Origin of the sequence: Vibrio sp. 3-2(1), assembly GCF_963887575.1 — a bacterium.
Classification (GTDB): domain Bacteria; phylum Pseudomonadota; class Gammaproteobacteria; order Enterobacterales; family Vibrionaceae; genus Vibrio; species Vibrio anguillarum.
Window position 1 is genome coordinate 178,417 of the sequence record NZ_CAWPGB010000044.1, and the last position, 20,445, is coordinate 198,861.

Consider the following 20,445-nt stretch of genomic DNA (forward strand, 5'->3'; position numbering starts at 1 on the left):
CTCCATGGCGTCGAGCCACTCTAAGCACTCATCGTTTTTATATTGGTCACTCATTAATCGACCTCCTTTGATATTGACTGAGACGGGATTATCACGTCGCAAGATCCTTTTTAAATGATTTATATGACAGTTTTTTGAAAGCGAATGGTCAAATTAATCATCACCACAATATCTATCACAGCGAAACGATTTCGACCACTCTTATTTAGCCGCCACCTCGCCATGTAAACAAAAAAATACACTCATGGATTTTTATTTTTACAAAGCTGTTGAAAATGAACTCGAAGTTCTACAATATAGCCCAAAATAAGTGGATTAATGGTCAACACCCCGTTGTATTCATATATATCACTCCCTGAAACACAACATAACGTATAAAGAACTTTACACCATGACTCAATCAAAGATTTTCGGCAGTACTTTGATCATCGCAGGGACCACTATCGGTGCAGGCATGCTAGCTCTACCGCTCGCTTCTGCAGGTATCGGCTTTGGCACATCATTACTGATTATGATCGCCCTCTGGGCATTAATGGCTTTCACTGCATTGTTAATGGTTGAAATCCATCAATATGCAGACAAAGACGCCACCTTACATACATTGGCTAAACAGATCTTAGGGCAAAAAGGAAAGTGGGTAGCGAGCTTTGCTATGCTATTTTTGTTCTATTCGCTTTGTGCAGCTTACATTGCCGGTGGCGGCGCACAATTCACTCATCGCCTGACAGAGTTTGCTGGCATTGAGATCAGCAATCCGCTAGGCACCTTGCTTTTTACTTTACTGGTTGCACTTGTGGTGACGATCGGCACCAGCACGGTTGATAAAGTGAACCGCCTGCTGTTTGCCGGTAAAATGGTCGCGATGATTATAGTGCTCTCATTTCTTGCACCTAATGTTTCTCAGTCATACTTGCTTAGTATGCCACTTGAGCAAGGCTTAATCGTTGCTGCAATTCCCGTCATTTTCACCTCATTCGGTTTCCATGGCAGTATTCCGGCCATTGTGAATTACTTAGATGGCGACACCCCTTCGCTGCGCAAAGCCATCTTAATTGGTTCTGCTATCCCGTTGATTATTTACATTTTTTGGCAGATCGTCACGTTAGGTGTCGTTAGCCAACCTCAGCTGGTTGAGAATTCCGGCCTGAGTGCGCTAATTGTGACATTAGGGCAAACCGTTCATCAATCCAATTTAAGCAGCATTATTGGCGTGTTTGCCGACCTTGCACTTTTGACGTCATTCTTAGGCGTAAGCTTGGGCTTGTTTGAATTCATGGGCGATACGATTAAGAAAAAGAACATTCCATTGCACCGTATGGCTGCCTCCGTCATCACCTATCTGCCACCATTAGTCTTTGCGCTATTTTACCCTCAAGGCTTTATTATGGCGCTCGGTTACGCGGCTATTGCGTTGACTATTTTGGCCATATTCTTACCGATTGTGATGGTGATTAAAGTGCGTTCAAACCAAGTATTCCAACCGCAGGGTGGAACACAATATCAAGTCAGAGGCGGCAAACTGGCTCTGACCATGACAGCAACCATTGGTTTGATGATCGTCACTTCGCAAATCTTTATTAGCCTTGGTGTACTACCCGCTCTGGGTTAACCAATTAAAGTTAAAAGTGGGGAGAGTAATATTACTCTCCCCACTTTTTTTAACTTAAAATAAGATCAAAGTCTCAATCTTGATATTTAAGTCAACATTCATTTCATAAAATTCTGCACGAACACACACATTTAGCCTTAGTATATTTATAAAATTTACTATTACTTTTTTGCATATCGGAGCAGCAATGAAAGAAGTTCAGTTCAGGACGATTGACCGCGTGTTCATTAAAATGTCAATTAATGACAAGATGTGGGTGATCTTCGCTTTATTCCTCACCGCTTTAAGCTTTGTCGCAGGAAATCGCTATGTTGATTCACTGGCCCAGATAGAAGCGCAATCGAAGTTGGCCGTTGAGTACAAACTGCAAGGTCTGCTTGCCAGCGGCGCAGATCCACAAACCCTTTCAGCGGTTGAAACTCGCCATTCTTTAGCCGCAACTAGTTATCAAAAAGGGGTGATTACCGCCACAGCAAAACACAGCGATGGCAAAGTTTACGCACTGACAGAGAATCTCTCTTATCTTGAAAAAGACGCTCAGCGATCGGCACTCTCGACTTTTCTGTTGAGCTATTTGTGGGCAATCCCTTTTGCTATTTTCCTCTATTGGGTCGCTACTTTTATTGGCGGTGCATTGTGGGTGCTATACACAACAACCTTGAAAATTTCAAAAGGTGATTTAACTTCACGATTAGGTTTTCATCCCGGTCGAGATGAGTTTGGTACCATCGGCTGCGCGCTCGATAACGCCATGGACACCTTGACCGAACTGGTAGTTTCAGTAAAACAAAACGCCACCACTCTCGGTGAGACATCCAGCTCTTTTGCCCATGAGATGAAAGAGAGCGAGCAACAAATCAGTAGCCAATACGCTTCCTTGGATTCCGTCGCCACGGCCATGGAAGAGATGACGGCCTCGGCGCAAGAAGTCTCCACCATTTCCCAACAAGCCAATCAGCAAGCCGATCAAGATTCAAAACAAGCGGAAGAGAGCTCACAGCTAGTTCAGCAAGCGATTAATGAAATTTCCCAGTTGTCAAAGTTCATTGAACAAGCCTCTCATTCGGTGTCTACATTGAATGAAAATACGGCGCAGATTAATGATGTGATCACCACCATCAATGCCATTTCGCAACAGACGAACTTATTGGCACTGAACGCTGCAATAGAAGCGGCACGTGCTGGTGAGCAAGGGCGCGGTTTTGCCGTGGTAGCTGATGAAGTTCGCACCTTAGCTAGCCGCACGCAAGCGGCTACTGTTGAAATTCAATCCATGATTGAGAAGCTGCAAACCGAAAGTCAAGATATCGCACGCACTACTGAGCAAACGGTTAGTCAAGCTCAAACCAGTAGTGATTTAGTCGCTAACATCGGCAATAACGTCAATCAAATTGCTGAATCAGCAAAAATGATCAATGACATGAGTATTCAAATTTCAACTTCAGCCGAAGAGCAAAGCGCCGTTGCTAATGATATTGCTGCTGAGCTGAGTGATATTCGTACACAATCCAATGCGATTCGCAGTGTTGCGCAAACCTCATCGCAAGGTGTCGCTAGCCTTGCAAACGCTTCGCGCAACCTTGGTGAAATTTTAAGCCGTTATCGGACTAACTGATCATTGGATTGCTTGAGTAACCAAGTCAGATCAAAATAGCCAGTCATTTGACTGGCTATTTATTTCATTCATCGCAGAGAAGTTGAAGCAAGAGCTTAAGACTCAGGATAACCTTGTGGATTATTTGACTGCCAACGCCACGTATCTTGTGTCATCGCTTCTAGGCTGCGAGTCGCTTTCCAACCTAGATCCGCCATCGCTTTGCTTGGATCTGCCCAACACTCCGCAATATCACCAGCGCGGCGTTCGACCAATTGGTACGGCACGCTTTTACCTGACGCTTGTTCAAACGCTTTCACCATCTCTAGTACACTGTAGCCATTTCCTGTGCCTAGGTTATAAATGTGCAAGCCTGCTTGTTGGCCTACTTTTTCCAGCGCAGCAATATGACCATCGGCTAGGTCCATTACGTGAATATAATCGCGAACCCCTGTGCCGTCTTTAGTTGGGTAATCACTGCCAAAAACAGAGAGAAATGCTCTTCGACCCACGGCCACTTGAGAGACAAAAGGCATTAGGTTGTTCGGAATGCCTTGTGGATCTTCACCTAACTCGCCTGATGGATGTGAACCTACAGGGTTAAAATAGCGCAGCAGTGTAATGCTCCAATCTGGGTTGGCTTTATGGAAATCGGCCAAGCACTCTTCAACCATTAACTTACTACGGCCATAAGGGTTGGTCGCGCTGGTTGGGAAATCTTCGGTAATAGGCACTGAGGCTGGGTCACCGTATACGGTTGCAGATGAACTAAAAACAAGTGCCTTCACGCCAGCTTCACGCATGGCCGCCACCAGTACCAATGTGCCATTAACATTGTTATCGTAATATTCCAATGGTTTTTCTACTGACTCACCGACTGCTTTTAAGCCTGCGAAATGGATCACCGCTTGAATATTTTGCGCTTTCATCACTTCAACCAGTTGTGCTTGGTTGCGTACATCACCATGGACGAACAGCGGCTTCACACCAGACACTTTTTCGATGCGCTCTAAAACCGATGCTTTACTATTGTATAAGTTATCAAAAATTACGGGTGTCATACCGGCGTGGATCATTTGAATGCAGGTATGGCTGCCGATATACCCCATCCCGCCTGTCACTAATACTTTCATTGTTTTTACCTTCTGACATTGGTTGTGCAAGTTTAACGACTTTCAACCTAAACTTCACTTATAAATCAATCTGCTTTAATGTTTGTCTATCAGGCCAATTCGCTCTCTTTCGGCCCGTACTTATCGCCAAACAATGAATCGGATCACTGTATATTGCTTTTGATTACGGCAAGTTACTCAACATGGACACTCAAGGATGATGCAACCTGTGACAAAAAGAACAATCACTCTCAATTGTGACATGGGCGAGAGCTTCGGTGCATGGCAAATGGGTGCTGATGAGTTGGTGATGCCTTGGATTGACATGACCAATATTGCGTGTGGCTTTCATGCCTCTGACCCACACGTGATGAGCCGAACGATTGAGCTGGCGATTCAATTTGATGTAATGATTGGCGCTCACCCGGGTTACCCCGATTTGCAAGGTTTTGGTCGCCGTTCAATGAGTTTTAGCGAAGAAGAGATATGCGAGTTACTGATTTACCAGATTGGCGCACTCAAGGCATTATGTGAGAGCAAAAATGCCGAGATAAGCTACGTCAAACCTCATGGGGCTTTATATAACGATATGATGCGTGACAAATCTGTCTTTCGCGCAGTGGTCGATGCAGTTTCTTGCTTCAATGTGCCCTTGATGATCTTAGCTTCAGGCAATAACCAAGATTACCTTGATATCGCCGATGCTTATGACGTGCCATTGCTGTTTGAAGCCTTTGCCGACCGAACTTATCTCGCTAATGGTATGCTCACTCCAAGAGGCCAAGCCAATGCAGTGCTGACTAATGAAGAGGCGATCATCAATCAAATTAAACAACTGGTTGATTACGGAAAAGTGACCAGTTCGGATGGCTTTGTGATCCCTATCGAAGCCGATACAATTTGCGTGCATGGCGATAACCCGGCGGCGATTGAATTGATAGAGAAAATCCGAATTTGTCTACGAGAGCGTTGAACCATTACTCGTGTATCTCCTAGCAGCCACAACGTCATCACAAGGAGTGTTAAGTGCCATTGAACTACAGCATTGAACCCGTTGCGGAATGCAGTCTCTTACTGCGTTTTAACCATTCGCCATCGGCCGATCTCTCACTCGATATCGGACAAATTGCGCAACAGATCATGGTGCAGTTTTCTGCTTACCTGATGAATGTCACCCCTTCTTACACTACCATTTTGATCGATTACCTTCCTTATCGTATAAGTCAAAGGGAGCTAGAGCAGCAATTGATCACAGCGATCGCGGCCTTATCTTTACCTATGGAAGCCACCCACAATTTGGTTGAGCTTAGCGCTTACTACGATGAAAGTGTCGGCCCAGATTTGAAGCGCTACCATGCGCTTGGTTTATCCACGCAACAAGTTATCGCGCTGCACACTCAAACGGTCTACACCGTTTGTGCCGTCGGTTTTGCACCAGGCTTTGCCTTTATGGCTGAAGTAGATGAACAATTACGCTTACCGCGCCATGCCACCCCACGCCTTAGTGTGGCCAAAGGCAGCGTCGCGATTGCAGAACAGCAAACGGCCGTCTATCCGAACAACTCTCCCGGAGGATGGAATATCATCGCCAATTGCCCCCATGCGCTCTTTTCTCCTCATCAAACAGCGATGACGCCTTTTTCAATTGGAACTAAAGTGAAGTTTACAGCGATGACTCGCGAGGAATTTTTATCATTGGGAGGTGAAATACCTCAATTAGCCGCGCAGTGGGAGCACCATTCATGAGCCCCCTACTACAGGTGATAAAACCCGGTCAACTGAGCTTAATTCAAGATTTTGGCCGCTTTGGTCTCAGTCATATCGGTGTTACTCAATCAGGACCAGTCGATGATTACGCCTACAGTTGGGCCAACCATTTACTGGGTAACCGAGTCAATTTAGCAACGCTTGAAATCACACTTGGTCAGGCGGAATTTCATGTTAAACATCCATGTATGCTGGCAATTGCAGGTGGTGATTTATCGGCCACGTTAGATGGCAAAGTTATTGGTAATTGGCGAAGCTTTAGCGTGCAAGCCGGGCAAACACTGAAATTTGGCCTAGCCAAAAATGGCTTAAGAGCTTATTTGGCCGTGCGCGGAGGGTTCATTGTGCCTCACCATTTAGGTAGTGTTGCCACCGTACCCAAAGAACAGCTTGGTGGGTTAACGCAAAACGGTGTACCACTGCAAGCGGGCGATTCACTGCACTTTAATCCCCACGCTATCGATAACAAACCCGTACACATCACTTTTCGTTATAAGCCTGATTATAATCTGCCACTTAAATTACGCGTCATTGAAGGCTACCAAGCCCTGCAATTTTCATCGCAGCAACTCGATCGCTTTTATCAAACCAGCTTCACTGTCAGTCAGCATGCCGATCGCATGGGCTATCGTCTTAATGGCGATACGGTTACCCCACCCGCGACACCTATTTTATCGGAAGGAATTGCTTTGGGGGCGATTCAAATCCCGCCAGATGGCCAACCGATCATTTTACTCAACGATCGTCAAACCATCGGCGGTTACCCTAAATTAGGGTGTGTGGCTCGCATTGATCTGCCCCGTTTGGCACAAGCAAAACCGGGGCAGAAAATACGTTTTGTCAAAGGTGATATACAAGGCCTGCAAGAGGTTTGGTGCCAATGGGCGCGTTATTTCGGCTACTAACGACTATCACCTTGCTCCTTTAGAAAACCGCAAGGTGTCACCAATCAAACCATACCGACAATTTTTGCCAATGCTTCAGGATAAGCGCGTGCCTTAGCTAACGCGATGGCTTTCTCTTCCACCTGTTCAAGAGCCAAACTCATGCTGATTGGGTGACGAGCTTCTATCGATTGTAGCAAGTCTTCATCGTTAACTAACTGCCAATGCTGAACAATTTTAGTTGCCGCTTCCAACGCGGATGAACCTTTGACCACTTCGATTCGCGCATAATTATGAGCTTCAAACGTAACATCAGCGGCTCGTAATGTGGCATCTTGGCCAGGAATTTGCTGCGCACCAAACAGTGGCTTACCAGCCACTTGTGCTTGAATATACTGTGGGATGAACTGACTCATGTGGTGTATGGCTCGTTCACTGCGCTCTTGTAGTGCGTCCTGTTGCCAGCCGTTCTTAATTTTGCGTTCGAGATAATCAGGCAATACGGGCTGTGATGATCCAGCTTGCGAGGCCACTAACCCATCTTTAAATAACGTGATTCCCTCGGTCATACCATGCAACTGAAATAGACCATCAGCATACGGTGTTAGCTGAGCCATTCCTTGTGGGGTGCCTCTTGGCCCGTGAAAAATCACTTCTGGCCATTGCTGGTCGCATTCTGCCCAACGGGTAACGTAGGCCGCTTTAAATTCCACCAAGCGTTGACGCGGAGCCTTAGCCAAATCATCGACTATTCCCGTTTCATAACCACATGCATTGACTAAATAATCGACATGAATAACGTGTTCATGCTTTTGAGCATCCAGATAAACGAGCTGCCATTGCTCATCAATAAAATCAGATTTGATTAATTGAGCGTGCGTTAAAACTTGGCAATGAGGCATCGCCGCTAACGCAAGCTCAGTACTGGCCGCCAGCCGAAAAACACTCCAACCGTATTCTTGCACCGCAATGACTGGGTACTTCAACTGATTTAAATCTGCATGTTGAGCAAAAGGGATCACCCAATCATCGAATGATGTCGGTTGATCACTCTGTTGCTGAGTTGCTAATACCTGCAGTGCTTCACGGCTGTAGAGTTTGAAATACTCTTGGGGTTGACCAAGCTGCTGATTACGTGGGTCTTCATCAACCAATTGTTGATAGCTGCGCTGAATAAGCTCTAGCCTTGGTAATAAGGCTTGCGGCTCACCGCCATCACTATGCGGAACAGCAATCACAGTAGGTCGCTTATTCAGCGTGTGGGGGTAGAGCCTGACGGTTTCAATCGACTGCTTAAGTAACTCAAGACACTGCTGCTGCGAAATTTCGCGATAGAGGTTACCGCCCGCGTGCAGATGGCAAATCGGCGGCCCATTAACGAGACCGGCGCTTTTTTCCAAAAGCAGCACATTGAGCCCCAGTTCTCCCATATGAACGGCGGCAGTGGCACCAGCCACACCCCCACCAATAATTGCGACATATGGAGAATCTGTATTGAACTTTTTATATGACATAAGATACGAGTACTCTGGAAAACCCGGATGCATTCTAAAGCTTGTAAAGCGTTATTAAAATCACATTTTTCACGTGGTCTTATCTGTTTTACGACTAACAAGCAATACGCATAATCGACAAATAACTTAAAAAATTGCTTGACTCAATAAAGCCAAAACGACGTTTTTTCAACCTTGTGAATAACAAAACTGCGCAACCCAAGGTAACTACGGGGCTAAGCGCAAATAGGCCGTTATCAAGCCGTCGAGTTATCCCAAACTTTATCCACTGTTTTTGTGGATAACTCAGTCTGGGATTATGGATATCGCTAGTTAAACTCTTTATTTATAGGGGTTAGCAGCCGCTTAATTAAACTACTCACGACCAGCGATAATGTGCAAAACGTCGCCAAGGGTAGCACCAACCACATGCTGTAATGCGCCATAGGTTCTAGTTCAAAACCGAACTTCATGACGCTGGCCACCACCGCGTCAGAGCCAAGGCTTGCGACAACTCCGGCAATGAGCGCCATCAAACCGTATTCTGCCCAAATAGTTTGCTCGACGCGGCGCTTGCTGGCCCCTAAAGTGCGGTATAAGCGAATTTCTTGTTGCCTCTGGCTTAAACTTAAACGCAACAGGGTAAAAATCAGTAAAATACCAGCAATCACGCCCATTGCAGCCAGCACTGTCACTGACCAGATAATTTGCGTCAGCAAAGTTTGAATCTTATCGCCCATTGCCCGGATATCCATCAAACTGACCGTAGGGTAAGTGCGAGCAAGGGTGGCAAGCAAGGCGTTATCTTGATCTTGCGCTCTGAAACTCACCAGCCACGTGGCAGGGATCTCCTGCAATAGGTCTGGGGTAAAAATGAAATAGAAGTTAGGCTTCATTTCTCGCCACTCGACTTGGCGAATGGAATTTACTTTCGCTTCCACGGTTTGGCTATTGATCACAAACCCCAAACTATCACCCAGTTTCAGCCCCAAATCACGAGCAACGTCCGATTCAACCGAAACGCCACCTTGCTCTGTCCACGCTCCTGCCGTCAGTTGGTTGTTGCTGGGTAGCGATTCTCCCCAAGTGAAATTGAGCTCTCGCCTCAACGCATCGCTCCCCTCTTCACCTTGAGCTTGTTGCTTGGCTTCTATGCCATTAATGGTCGATAAACGCCCTCGGATGATCGGATAGGCTTGCGAACGCACAATGTTGGCGCTATCTAACCTGTTAAGGTAATCATTAACTTCATTTGGTGAAATGTTGAGTGCAAATGCGTTGTGAGCATCGCTGGGTAAGGTTCGCTGCCAATCAGAGAGTAAATCGGTACGCACTAACCAGATGATCGCCAATAACATTAACGATAGTCCTAACGCGCCGAACTGGACTCCGGTCGTGATTGCCGAACGATTGATTCGGCTGAGCGCTAATTTAAGCGCGGTAGAGAGCGGAAGACGTCCTAAACTACGAGCAACCAAAACACTGACCACAGCAAGCACTGCAAAAAGCGTCACTATCCCAGCCAACACAATCCACACTAAGAGATTATTCCAATAAGCCCACAGCATCGGTACTAACGGAATCAAGATGAGCAACCCATTACGGCGATGATTCGGTTTCGCTCGCTCTGTTTGCATGACATTGAGCGCACTGGTATCTAGCAAATGCAGTAAAGGAATGCCGAGTGCAGGAAAAGCGATCAATATACTCGCCATCAGCGCAATAAAAGCGGGTTTAGCGCCATAACTCGGTAAAGGCGTAGGCAATAAATCCACCAGCGGCACGCGTAATAAAGACTCTAGGCCAATGCCGATCAATACCCCAAGCACCGCAGCAGAAACAAACAAAATCACCACTTGTACGATCAACCATTGGCGGATCCAACGTTTGCTCGCTCCAAGGCTTTTTAACATGGCGATGGTTTTTTGCCGCGTAGAAACATAGTGCTGACAAGTCAGGACTAATGTGGTTGCCGCCATGATGATCACAATCGCTACGGTTAACGACAAATATTGCTCTGTACGTTCAAAAACCTCATTCGTTCGGCTGGCGCTATTTCGGTCGCGCCAACGATCGCTAGGCGTTAAAGTAACGGGCTGTTTTACTGCTTCAATCTGTCCATCATCACCATTAATGAACACGCTAAATTGCACTCGGCTCCCCAATTGAAGTGCACCAGTACGAGCCACATCGTCTTGGTGGATCAACACCGCGGGCATCTGTTGAAACGGATTAAAGCTGAGTCCCGGCTCCTCGAGGATGCGTCCCGATACCGTAAAGTCGGCATCGCCCAGCGTGACCTGATCACCAATTTGAACGTCTAATTGCGCAAACACTCGTTCATCTAACCACAGTTGATTCGGCGCAAGATGCTGAAATGTCGTCACATCATCAGAAAGACGCATTTCACCGCGTAGCGGATAAACACTATCCACCGCTTTGACAGTGACTAACTGCATACCGCGCTCACTGAATGCCATTGTCGCGTAACGCGTAAGTTGTGAAGACGGCAGTTGCAAGCGCTCGATCTGATCGAGCAATGACGCTGGGGGTGGGTTTGCGGAAACAAACACACTATCGGCAGTGAGTGCGTCTTTACCTTGTTTAACAATCACTTGCTCCATACGCTCAGCTAAGGCAGTCAGCGCAAAAATACAAGCAATGATCAAGGTTAGCGCCACTGAAATAGGCCACAACTGTCCGTGGCGGATTTCACCTAAGCTCCAGCGAATTAATCGTTTATTGAGTGAACGGCTCGACATCTCGCTCATTACCGCTCCTCCAACATACCAGCTTGCATGTGGAAAATACGATCACATTGAGCCGCAAGAGCGGGATCATGGGTAACCAGCACTAAGGTCGTTCCGTGCTGCTTATTTAATTCAAACAATAATGAAACCACTTTTGCCGCGGTTTCTTGATCAAGGTTGCCAGTAGGCTCATCGGCAAACAGCACTTTCGGATTGATCATAAAGGCTCTTGCTAGCGCGACTCGTTGCTGCTCGCCCCCTGAAAGTTGTGCAGGAGAGTGATGCATTCGATGCGATAAACCAACGGCCGTCAACAAGGATTTAGCACGATCTACATCCTCTTTTTCACCTTTTAACAAACAAGGTAGCGTCACGTTCTCTAACGCAGACAAGCTTGGGATCAGCAAAAAGCTTTGAAACACAAAGCCAACCGATTGACTGCGGATCGCCGCGCGTCCTTCATCGTCCAGTTGAGATAATGGCTGGCCCAATAGCTCTACTTCTCCGCGTGTCGGCGTATCAAGCCCAGCCAACAGCGTCATCAGGGTTGATTTCCCCGCACCAGACGTTCCGACTATCGCCACGCTTTCACCACTTTTGATCTCTAGGTTTACCTCTTTTAGGATTGTTAAATGCTCTTGATTGGTAGAGACTGTTTTAGATAATGAATGTGCTCTAATAACGGATGTTTGCATGACTCGACTTCTTTCCTTGATTTGTATTTTATTATTCTCGGCTAGCGCTAGTAGTACCACACTCTTGATATTGGGTGATAGTTTAAGCGCTGGTTACCAAATGCCGATTGAAAACGCTTGGCCTAGCTTGCTACCTAATGCGTTGCAAGCTGAAGGTAAATCAGACATTGATGTCATTAATGCCAGTATTTCTGGCGATACAACGGGCAATGGCCTAGCCCGCTTACCGTCACTACTCACCCTACATACCCCTGATGCGGTGCTTATTGAGCTTGGTGCGAACGACGGATTGCGTGGCTTTCCATCTCAATTGATCAGCAGCAATTTAACCGCCATCATTGGCCAAATAAAAAAAGCAGGCTCAACCCCTCTTTTGATGCAGATTCGCATTCCACCAAACTATGGCAAACGCTACAGCGATGCCTTTTATAGCCTCTATTCTGAGCTTAGCCTCCAACACACTGTGCCGTTACTGCCCTTTTTCTTAGAGCAAGTGATCATTAAACCAGAGTGGATGATGGCTGATGGCTTACATCCGACGGTCGACGCTCAGCCGTGGATCGCCAATTTTGTTGCGCAACATTTAGCAGAGCATCTCTGATTTTAATGCCTCAGCTCAATGAACTTTACCTAGTTTTACGATATTTTTTAGACCATTCCCCTAACCGCAAAGGTACAAACTATGCACATTGAACCTGTGATCAAAGGTGTGGTCGCTCGCTCTGCTCATCCACTCGGATGCGAACAAGCTGTGTTACAACAGATTAATTACGTAAAATCTTGCAGACCGATCACTCACGGGCCAAAACGAGTTCTCATTTTAGGCGCATCGTCAGGCTTTGGGCTCGCCGCCCGCATTGCCCTAACCTTTGGTGGTTCAGAAGCCGATACGATTGGCGTTTCCTTTGAAAAAACGCCATCAGAAAAAGGGGTTGGTAGTGCTGGTTGGTACAACAATCTCTTTTTTAAACAACAGGCCGAGCAAACGGGTCGAGTCGCCGTCAATATCGATGGGGATGTTTTTTCATCATCAGTACGCGAGCAAGTGATTGAAGCGATAGAGACCTATTTTGAAGGGGAAGTCGATTTAGTCATTTACAGTATCGCCAGCGGCATGAGACCAAAACCCAATTCAGATCAGTATTGGCGCTCCGCCATCAAACCGATTGGTGAGGCCGTTTCTGGTGCGACGATATTACTAGAAAACGATACGTGGGTAGAAACCACCATTGCTCCTGCAAATGACGAAGAGATCGAAAGTACACTGAAAGTGATGGGTGGCGAGGATTGGGAAAACTGGATAGATACGCTGATCAACACTGAATCGATTGCACAAGGGTGTAAAACCATTGCTTTTTCATACATCGGCCCTCAGATTACTCACCCCATTTATCTTGACGGTACACTGGGACGCGCCAAAATTGATTTGCACCAAACCAGCCACTCTCTCAACCTAAAATTGTCTAACTATGGCGGCGGGGCTTACGCAACTGTTTGCAAAGCTTTAGTCACGAAGGCGAGCGTGTTCATTCCCAATTTAAGCCCTTACATTGTCGCATTGTATAAGGTGATGAAAGAAAAAGAGACGCACGAAGGATGTATCGAGCAAATGCAGCGTCTGTTTAGCGAAAAACTCTCTAGCAAAGGCAAAGTACCCGTTGATGGCGAACGACTGATCCGTATGGACGACTGGGAGCTCAACCCAGATACTCAGCAAAAAGTGGCCGATTTACTGGAGAAAATGGATCAGCACAACTTTAAGCAACTAGGTGACTACAAGGGCTTTAAGCAAGAATTCATGCAGCTCAATGGCTTCGACTTTGATTGTGTTGATTATGCTCAAGAAATTAATATCGACCATTATATCAAGCAAGCCGATTAACTCCTTCCGTATCATTTACGAGACACAGCTAACTATCTCAATGCCCCAATATTTTATTGGGGCTTTTTTTTGTTACATTGGCGGCGCGTTCTTATTCTTAATACCATACTATGGTCATAGGAGCGGATCTTGTCATCGTCAGTCTAGAGCAATGAATGCTCGGCTTTTTTAAGCTTTGTCGTCCAAAGGAATTTGATAATATGTCGAAAATAAAGACACATGAGATGCTCATCCCCTCTTCAATGATGGATGGATGGCAGCGCATTGTGAATTTACTCGCTGAAATTTTAAACGTCCCGAGCGCATTAATCATGCGTGCTAGCCAGCAAAAACTCGAAATATTCTGTAAAAATACCAACGTCGACAACCCCTATCAAACCGGACATAAAGAACCCTTAGGACAAGGTCTGTACTGTGAAACTGTGATGCAAACACAGCAGGAACTATTGGTCCCGAATGCTTTAGCCGATAAAAAATGGATGCATAATCCAGATGTACCACTGGGCATGATTGCCTATTGTGGCATCCCATTAAAGTGGCCGAATGGTGATATGTTTGGCACCATTTGCGTACTCGATAGCAAGGAGAACCATTTTAGCCCCACCTATCGGCAGTTACTGGAAAGTTTTCGCGATACCATTGAATCCCAGCTCACCACCTTATACCAACAAGTAAGACTTCAGCAGCTCAATGATGAGCTTCAGCTTCGCGTCGATAACCGAACACAAGATCTTGCTGATCTCAACTACTCGCTCACGCAAGAAATCGATAAACGCCGCGCCGCAGAACAACAGATTCAATATCAAAAGTGGCATGACATCAGCACAGGTTTTTTAAATCGCAACGCACTTGAACTGGAGCTCAAAAATAGCCTTTTACAAGCAACAAAGCAGCACAGCGAAGTTGCCGCCATTCATATTGGTTTCACTAATGCTCGTCATATTCAATCTCACTTTGGCTACCGAGCATGGGATCAAGTCATCGCTCGATATCGTGAGCGACTAGGCCGCTGCGATAAAATTGAAATATTGACCGCTCGACCCACATCGACAGATTTAGTCTTGATCGTCAAAACAAAACTATTAGCGCGTCACTTGGAAAAGTTGTGCCATAAATTGGTCGAAATCGGGCATTCTGAATTTAAGCTCGATGACCATAATGTTCATCTTCATTCCTATATTGGTATTGCAACGAGTTTAGACACTGACAATGCTATAGAACTGCTCAAACAAGCTTCTGCTGCCATGGTCTCTTGCAAAGATTCCGGTCATAAATTTTGCTATCACTCGCAAGTATTCAGTGACTCACTCCGGCAAATCAACCAATTAGAAAGCTACTTATTACGAGCAGTGCGCAACGATGAGCTCATGCTCTATTTTCAACCTAAGGTCTCTCCAACCACTCATCGCTGGACGGGGGCAGAAGCGCTACTACGTTGGCGGCACCCCGTATTGGGCGATATATCCAATGAAACCTTAATTCACATGGCCGAACAAAATGGACTGATTTTTGAAGTGGGTAACTTTGTCCTGCGATCGGCCATCGAAAAAACGAGCCAATGGGCAAAACAGGTCGATAATTTCAAAATGGCCATTAACGTTTCAGCCGTCCAATTGAAGAATGCCCAATTCGCAGACCAAGTTCGTGAGCTACTGAACACCTACCAACTTCCAGCTCGGTACTTAGAGTTGGAAGTAACAGAAAGCTGTTTGATTGCGGATGAAGTGGTGGCTCGCAACACACTGCGAATTCTACACCAACTAGGTGTGACGTTGTCACTTGATGATTTCGGCACGGGCTACGCCTCTTTCAGCTATTTGAAAAAATTTCCCTTCGATTGCATAAAAATAGATAAAAGCTTTGTACATCAATTGGATCAAAGTGAGGAAGATAAAGAAATTGTTCGCTCAATCATTCACGTTGCCAAAAAATTAAAGCTGAAAGTGATCCTCGAAGGGATTGAAAATCAAAGCCAAGAAGACTTTATCATCAGTGAAGGGTGTGAGTTTGGCCAAGGCTATTTCTATGGTAAACCGATGCCTTGTGACGAGTTTGAGGCTGGGCTACTGAACCAAAATTATGCACACCCTATCGAGACAAAGGTTTTGTAGGATAAAGGAATCCCTTATCATGTCTTTACTCTCAGTGTGGCGGTTCCTATAATCGCCGCCTTTCCTTTCCAAACGAGCGATATCGAGATGGATTTATTAACATCAATTCTCAAAAAGCTAGAAAAACAGAACTACCGCGCCTATCAGCAGATCAAAGGTCAATACGAATTTGGTGATTTCACCTTGCATATCGATCATATCCAAGCGGACCCTTACGCTTCTGCATCTCGCTTTCGCGCTACTCGAGCATGGTCTCTGACCGGTCTGGAATGGTTAAAAGAGAAATCACCGGCTTATCAAATGGCTGCAAGAGATTTTATCGCTCGTAGTTTTGCGGAGTTTGCTAAGCAAGAGAACCATATTGCCATCGCACTGACGGGCCAAACGGTGCTTGATAGTACAGCTGTTCTCTTTACGGAGCATGGTATTGAGCTTCGTTTTCGCATCAATTTACCCGCTGAAGGTCGTGACATTCTGGCCAAGAAAGCGCTCAACATCATCACCTTCTACCTGCCAAAATTCATTCGCCGGGCCACCATTGAACGTGAACTGGATAAAGATGCCCTACTTGAGCATTGCGCTGTGATCGAAGATCAAGAAGCAATGCGTGCACAACTGGCACAGCATAATCTGGTTGCTTTTGTGGCTAATGGCAGTGTATTACCTCGCTTGGCAGGTAACTGTGATCTGCCGATGAAAGACGCTGTTACTTTCCAAGCCCCCACATCGCTAGAAGTCGAGCTTGAGACACCAAACCAAGGCAAAATTAAAGGACTCGGCATCCCCAAAGGTATAACCCTTATCGTCGGCGGTGGTTTTCACGGTAAATCGACTTTGTTAACGGCGATTGAGCGTTCAATTTACAACCATATTCCCGGCGATGGCCGTGAGCGAATTGTTACGGATCATCAAGCCATGAAAATTCGTGCTGAAGATGGCCGTTGCGTACATAATTTAAATTTGTCCAACTACATCAATCACCTACCTATGGGTAAAGAAACCTCCGATTTCAGCACTCAAGATGCGTCCGGTTCAACATCGCAAGCAGCGTGGTTACAAGAATCCATTGAATCTGGCGCTAGTACATTACTGATTGATGAAGATACTTCCGCCACCAACTTCATGATCCGTGATGAGCGTATGCAAGCGCTGGTTAGTAAAGGTGATGAGCCCATTACACCATTGGTTGATCGTATCGGGCAACTTCGCGATGATTTGGATATCTCGACACTGATCGTCATGGGGGGATCCGGTGATTACTTAGATGTCGCCGATACTGTCATCCAGATGCATGACTACCACGCCGTTGATGTGACTAACAAAGCTAAAGAAGTCATCAAGCAGCACCCAACTGCTCGTCACAACGAGTGTGAAACGCCACTGGCTATTTTCCCAGAACGCGCTGTGAATCGCACTGCGCTACAAAAATTACTGGTTGATGGTAAATTCCGAGTCTCTGCCAAAGGCGTTGATTCGCTTCGCTTTGGCAAAGAATTTACCGATTTAAATGCGTTAGAACAATTGGAGTCACCTTCTGAAGTCAATGCGATTGGCTGGACTTGGTTCCAGTTTGCGCAGACTCCGGGGTGGTCAGCGCAACCAAGCAAAGAGATGATGGCTTTATTAGCAGGAACATGGCACCAAAATATGCCAAACCACGGTGACTTGGCGAAACCACGTGTCATCGATGTGATGGCGGCGTTGAACCGTATGCGCAAGTCGCAATTTAAAAACCACCAGTAAAGATTAACTCCCCTACAACAAAAGCCAAAAGAAGCGAGAGATCGCTTCTTTTTTACTTCAGTACCCTATTGCTTCAGTACATTACAGGTAGTTAGCTTAGGTATGCCTTACAGTGCCAGTTGACCTTATTCGACGAATATCTTGTCTAGAGTTTAAGGTTTGGGCTTTAACTATTTTGCCGCAAAATATTCCATGCTTCACACAACACTCGAAACGTTTCAGCATTGCCATTGTCTCGATCTGGATGCCACTTTAGTGCCAACTTGCGCCATGTTTTCCGGATTTCAATTTGCGTCGCTTCCGCTGGTAATTTAAACAGCCTCAATGCTTGAAGACGATTCATATTAAGGTTACTCGTTCCACCCATTGCTTTACGGTAACGAGTCCAGAATTCGTTCAACAAGCGGCGCACTTCTCCTTCATCAGCCTCATAATTTTTCCACTGAGTGTAATAATCACGCAATGGATCATCTGGGTCGATTTCGCAACTAACGGCACGATGCGCAGGCATTAGTACAATGTCCATTGCTGATACTTGTAACCACTTTTCAGGGTAAAGCGTCTCTTGAAGCTGATAGAGCGCGTTCATGATCAAAAAATTACGCTTAAAGAGGTCTTTTTCAGGTGCGCTATCAAGTACAGGCATGAATCCCTGTTCACTTAAATGTGCCGCTAACGTATGGACTTTCCAACCGGAAGGCTGTTTACGCAACACCTCCAACATTGGCCAAAGCAGCGGATTTTCCATGTAAGATTGAAACTGAGCGGTAAGTTCTAAGCTTTCAGACATACTTTCGGGCCTACTTTGGGACATAGTCTCGACGTTCATATTAAGGTTCTCTTTTCATTCAAATCCAATATCGCTTTTTTGTCGAGTTTCTTACCGCATATTATCTTGGCTTTTTGAACTAGAGTCCGTTTATCACACGCACTATCTATCAATAGATAAAAAGAGAAAGATCGAGTTGTTGCATGCTCTTCTCCACTTTACGGATCTCTTTGCCAAGACAATGCGAAAATCAATCACAAAACGAAGCTAGATACACACATCTCAAACACAAATTTCTACGTCTATAAGATACAGAATTCAACAAAATTGAACATCGTGCAAAATAGTGGCACTATCCATCGGTATTTTGTGATAGGAAAAAACATGTCTCTCAACTTCTCACGCACGCTTTTATTTTTGACGGCGATCTACGGTGTACTCTTTCTATTTTCAGCGATCGCGCCAGTTTCTCGTGCTGTCTGGTTAGCAGAAATCATCCCTGCGCTAGGGATCTTAGCACTCGTCTATTGGGCTTCAACAAAACTACGCTTTAGCTCAACGGCTTATATTCTGATGTTTGTGTGGCTCAGTTTGCATACCATTGGGGCTAAATATACATTTGCAGATGTTCCGTTTGCTTGGTTCAACGAACTGATCGGATCATCTCGTAATAATTTTGATCGCGTCGCTCATTTCTCAATTGGCTTTTATGCCTACCCTATCGCTGAATATTTAATTAGAAAGCAGCTCTGTAAACCGCTAATTGCCTCATTGTTCGGGCTTTTCTCTATCATGAGTATCGCAGCAGGTTACGAAATTATTGAATGGTGGTATGCCTCAATCGCGGGTGGTGATGAGGGAATCGCTTTTCTGGGTTCACAAGGCGACATTTGGGACGCACAAAAAGACATGTTATGCGATACCCTTGGGGCAATGACGGCACTTTGCCTATTATGGTTTAGGTCAAAATCAAACATTCCTTACAGTGAAGTATGAAATGCCTCTAATTTTTGGAACTAAGGTAAATATTACCGAGAGCAAGTTTTGATTAGTGTTTATTCTGTGAGTACGGAGAACATGACTCTCCCTTTTTGCTGCTGAGAATTGATTATGAAAAATATAAATAAAACACTTGAAAAAATAGACTGCTGTCCACTTTGTCAACATGACGAATACTTTATTTCCACAAACAATGAAAAGTTTATCTGCGCACAGTGTGGTTTTAAAACCGACCACTTACAAAGCGTCCAGCAAATGATTGGTGTACACACAGCGCTAATCAGTCATAAACACATTCATTGCTTGGCCAACAATGTGCATTGAGCCATGGTTTAAGCTCGAGTAATGTGTCGATAACAACGACATTAGGCGCTTGAGAAAAACCCTGTGGGTTAAGAGGTGCTAGCTGAACGGTTGGTACCTCTGCATTGATACCCGCTTCAACCCCTTTTGCTGAATCATCCACATAAATACATTCTTGCAAAAGAAATCCCATATTCATCGCACAATAACGAATCAAATCAGGTTCAGGCTTCCAGCTATTCGCATCAAAGGCTGAAAAAATGCGTCCTTCAAACAAAGGGAGCAAACCGCTCCGTTGTAAAATTGATGATATTTTTTCTTTAGGTGCATTAGAGGTAACACAGTATTCAATACCCTGCTGGCGTAAATACTCAAGTAGTTCTATCGCACCATCCATGGGTGAAAGATATTGCTGGAAGAGCTCATTAACTTTATCCCGATAAAGGTTCTCTAAAAGATCAAGATCGGCGTTAATGTTCGTATGTTCAAGCGCCTGAAACAGTATGTCCGCAATCTTCCCACCTTCAAAATGGTTACTCACTTGTGCAAAAGTAAGGTGGGCTCCTAGTTGGTTCAATACATTGACTAGCGCTTCGCAGCACAAACGCTCACTATCAACTAAAGTACCTTCACAGTCGAAAATAATACATTTTATTTTTTTCTCAGTCATAAACACTTCCTTCATCCAATGCTTAATTTTAACCGCTGGGTGAATGTATAAAATGATTGAGTTA

17 protein-coding genes are annotated in these 20,445 nt (G+C 45.4%); 11 read left to right on the forward strand and 6 right to left on the reverse strand.

Annotation, left to right across the window (positions count from 1 at the left end):
- Positions 1 to 391: 391 nt before the first annotated feature.
- Complete coding sequence (locus AACQ79_RS13885; RefSeq protein WP_017047351.1) at positions 392 to 1,609, forward strand: aromatic amino acid transport family protein; 1,218 nt, start codon at positions 392 to 394, stop codon at positions 1,607 to 1,609.
- Positions 1,610 to 1,796: 187 nt separating this feature from the next.
- Positions 1,797 to 3,224 carry a methyl-accepting chemotaxis protein gene (locus AACQ79_RS13890; RefSeq protein WP_170899252.1) on the forward strand — a complete coding sequence of 476 codons (1,428 nt, stop codon included), beginning with the start codon at positions 1,797 to 1,799 and terminating at the stop codon, positions 3,222 to 3,224.
- Between the two features lie 95 nt (positions 3,225 to 3,319).
- Here the strand turns inward: AACQ79_RS13890 and galE are convergent, their stop codons facing one another.
- Complete coding sequence (galE, locus tag AACQ79_RS13895; RefSeq protein WP_029189705.1) at positions 3,320 to 4,336, reverse strand: UDP-glucose 4-epimerase GalE; 1,017 nt, start codon at positions 4,334 to 4,336, stop codon at positions 3,320 to 3,322.
- Positions 4,337 to 4,544: 208 nt separating this feature from the next.
- On the opposite strand from galE, the gene AACQ79_RS13900 reads away from it, so the two are divergent.
- The 3 genes from AACQ79_RS13900 to AACQ79_RS13910 are packed head-to-tail and all read left to right on the forward strand — an operon-like array spanning position 4,545 to position 6,987.
- Positions 4,545 to 5,288, forward strand: coding sequence for a 5-oxoprolinase subunit PxpA (locus AACQ79_RS13900; protein ID WP_170899253.1), 744 nt, complete (start codon positions 4,545 to 4,547; stop codon positions 5,286 to 5,288).
- Positions 5,289 to 5,341: 53 nt separating this feature from the next.
- The gene (locus AACQ79_RS13905; RefSeq protein ID WP_170899254.1) at positions 5,342 to 6,061 is read left to right on the forward strand and encodes a carboxyltransferase domain-containing protein; all 720 of its coding nucleotides are present in this window, start codon (positions 5,342 to 5,344) and stop codon (positions 6,059 to 6,061) included.
- Positions 6,058 to 6,987 carry a 5-oxoprolinase subunit C family protein gene (locus tag AACQ79_RS13910; RefSeq protein WP_170899255.1) on the forward strand — a complete coding sequence of 310 codons (930 nt, stop codon included), beginning with the start codon at positions 6,058 to 6,060 and terminating at the stop codon, positions 6,985 to 6,987. Before AACQ79_RS13905 ends, AACQ79_RS13910 begins: the two co-directional genes overlap by 4 nt.
- Positions 6,988 to 7,031: 44 nt before the next feature.
- Here AACQ79_RS13910 and AACQ79_RS13915 read toward each other — a convergent pair whose 3' ends face one another.
- The 3 genes from AACQ79_RS13915 to AACQ79_RS13925 form a co-directional block, all read right to left on the reverse strand.
- Entirely contained in the window at positions 7,032 to 8,513 is a 1,482-nt protein-coding gene (locus AACQ79_RS13915; RefSeq protein ID WP_445285856.1) for an FAD-dependent oxidoreductase, read from the reverse strand.
- Between the two features lie 275 nt (positions 8,514 to 8,788).
- Positions 8,789 to 11,230 carry an ABC transporter permease gene (locus AACQ79_RS13920; protein ID WP_170899257.1) on the reverse strand — a complete coding sequence of 814 codons (2,442 nt, stop codon included), beginning with the start codon at positions 11,228 to 11,230 and terminating at the stop codon, positions 8,789 to 8,791.
- The gene (locus AACQ79_RS13925; RefSeq protein ID WP_013867953.1) at positions 11,230 to 11,904 is read right to left on the reverse strand and encodes an ABC transporter ATP-binding protein; all 675 of its coding nucleotides are present in this window, start codon (positions 11,902 to 11,904) and stop codon (positions 11,230 to 11,232) included. Before AACQ79_RS13925 ends, AACQ79_RS13920 begins: the two co-directional genes overlap by 1 nt.
- Here AACQ79_RS13925 and tesA point away from each other — a divergent pair.
- The 4 genes from tesA to AACQ79_RS13945 all read left to right on the forward strand — a co-directional run bounded on the left by tesA (position 11,903) and on the right by AACQ79_RS13945 (position 17,640).
- Complete coding sequence (tesA, locus tag AACQ79_RS13930) at positions 11,903 to 12,505, forward strand: multifunctional acyl-CoA thioesterase I/protease I/lysophospholipase L1 (protein WP_064626273.1); 603 nt, start codon at positions 11,903 to 11,905, stop codon at positions 12,503 to 12,505. The genes AACQ79_RS13925 and tesA overlap by 2 nt on opposite strands.
- Positions 12,506 to 12,586: 81 nt before the next feature.
- Positions 12,587 to 13,786 (forward strand): enoyl-ACP reductase FabV, encoded by a 1,200-nt coding sequence (gene fabV / locus AACQ79_RS13935; RefSeq protein WP_170899258.1) that lies wholly within the window; start codon positions 12,587 to 12,589, stop codon positions 13,784 to 13,786.
- Positions 13,787 to 13,986: 200 nt separating this feature from the next.
- Entirely contained in the window at positions 13,987 to 15,897 is a 1,911-nt protein-coding gene (locus AACQ79_RS13940) for a sensor domain-containing phosphodiesterase (protein WP_170899259.1), read from the forward strand.
- 87 nt (positions 15,898 to 15,984) lie between these two features.
- Complete coding sequence (locus AACQ79_RS13945; protein WP_026028209.1) at positions 15,985 to 17,640, forward strand: ABC-ATPase domain-containing protein; 1,656 nt, start codon at positions 15,985 to 15,987, stop codon at positions 17,638 to 17,640.
- 166 nt (positions 17,641 to 17,806) lie between these two features.
- Here the strand turns inward: AACQ79_RS13945 and AACQ79_RS13950 are convergent, their stop codons facing one another.
- Entirely contained in the window at positions 17,807 to 18,469 is a 663-nt protein-coding gene (locus AACQ79_RS13950) for a DNA-J related domain-containing protein (protein ID WP_017048307.1), read from the reverse strand.
- A gap of 267 nt (positions 18,470 to 18,736) precedes the next feature.
- Between AACQ79_RS13950 and AACQ79_RS13955 the strand changes: the two genes are divergently transcribed.
- The gene (locus AACQ79_RS13955) at positions 18,737 to 19,405 is read left to right on the forward strand and encodes a DUF2238 domain-containing protein (RefSeq protein ID WP_170899260.1); all 669 of its coding nucleotides are present in this window, start codon (positions 18,737 to 18,739) and stop codon (positions 19,403 to 19,405) included.
- Between the two features lie 114 nt (positions 19,406 to 19,519).
- Positions 19,520 to 19,732, forward strand: a complete 213-nt coding sequence (locus tag AACQ79_RS13960; protein WP_010318303.1) for a hypothetical protein — start codon at positions 19,520 to 19,522, stop codon at positions 19,730 to 19,732.
- On the opposite strand, the gene AACQ79_RS13965 is transcribed toward AACQ79_RS13960, so the two are convergent.
- Positions 19,689 to 20,381, reverse strand: a complete 693-nt coding sequence (locus AACQ79_RS13965) for an HAD family hydrolase (RefSeq protein WP_029189709.1) — start codon at positions 20,379 to 20,381, stop codon at positions 19,689 to 19,691. The two genes, AACQ79_RS13960 and AACQ79_RS13965, sit on opposite strands and share 44 nt — an antisense overlap.
- Between the last annotated feature and the right edge of the window lie 64 nt (positions 20,382 to 20,445).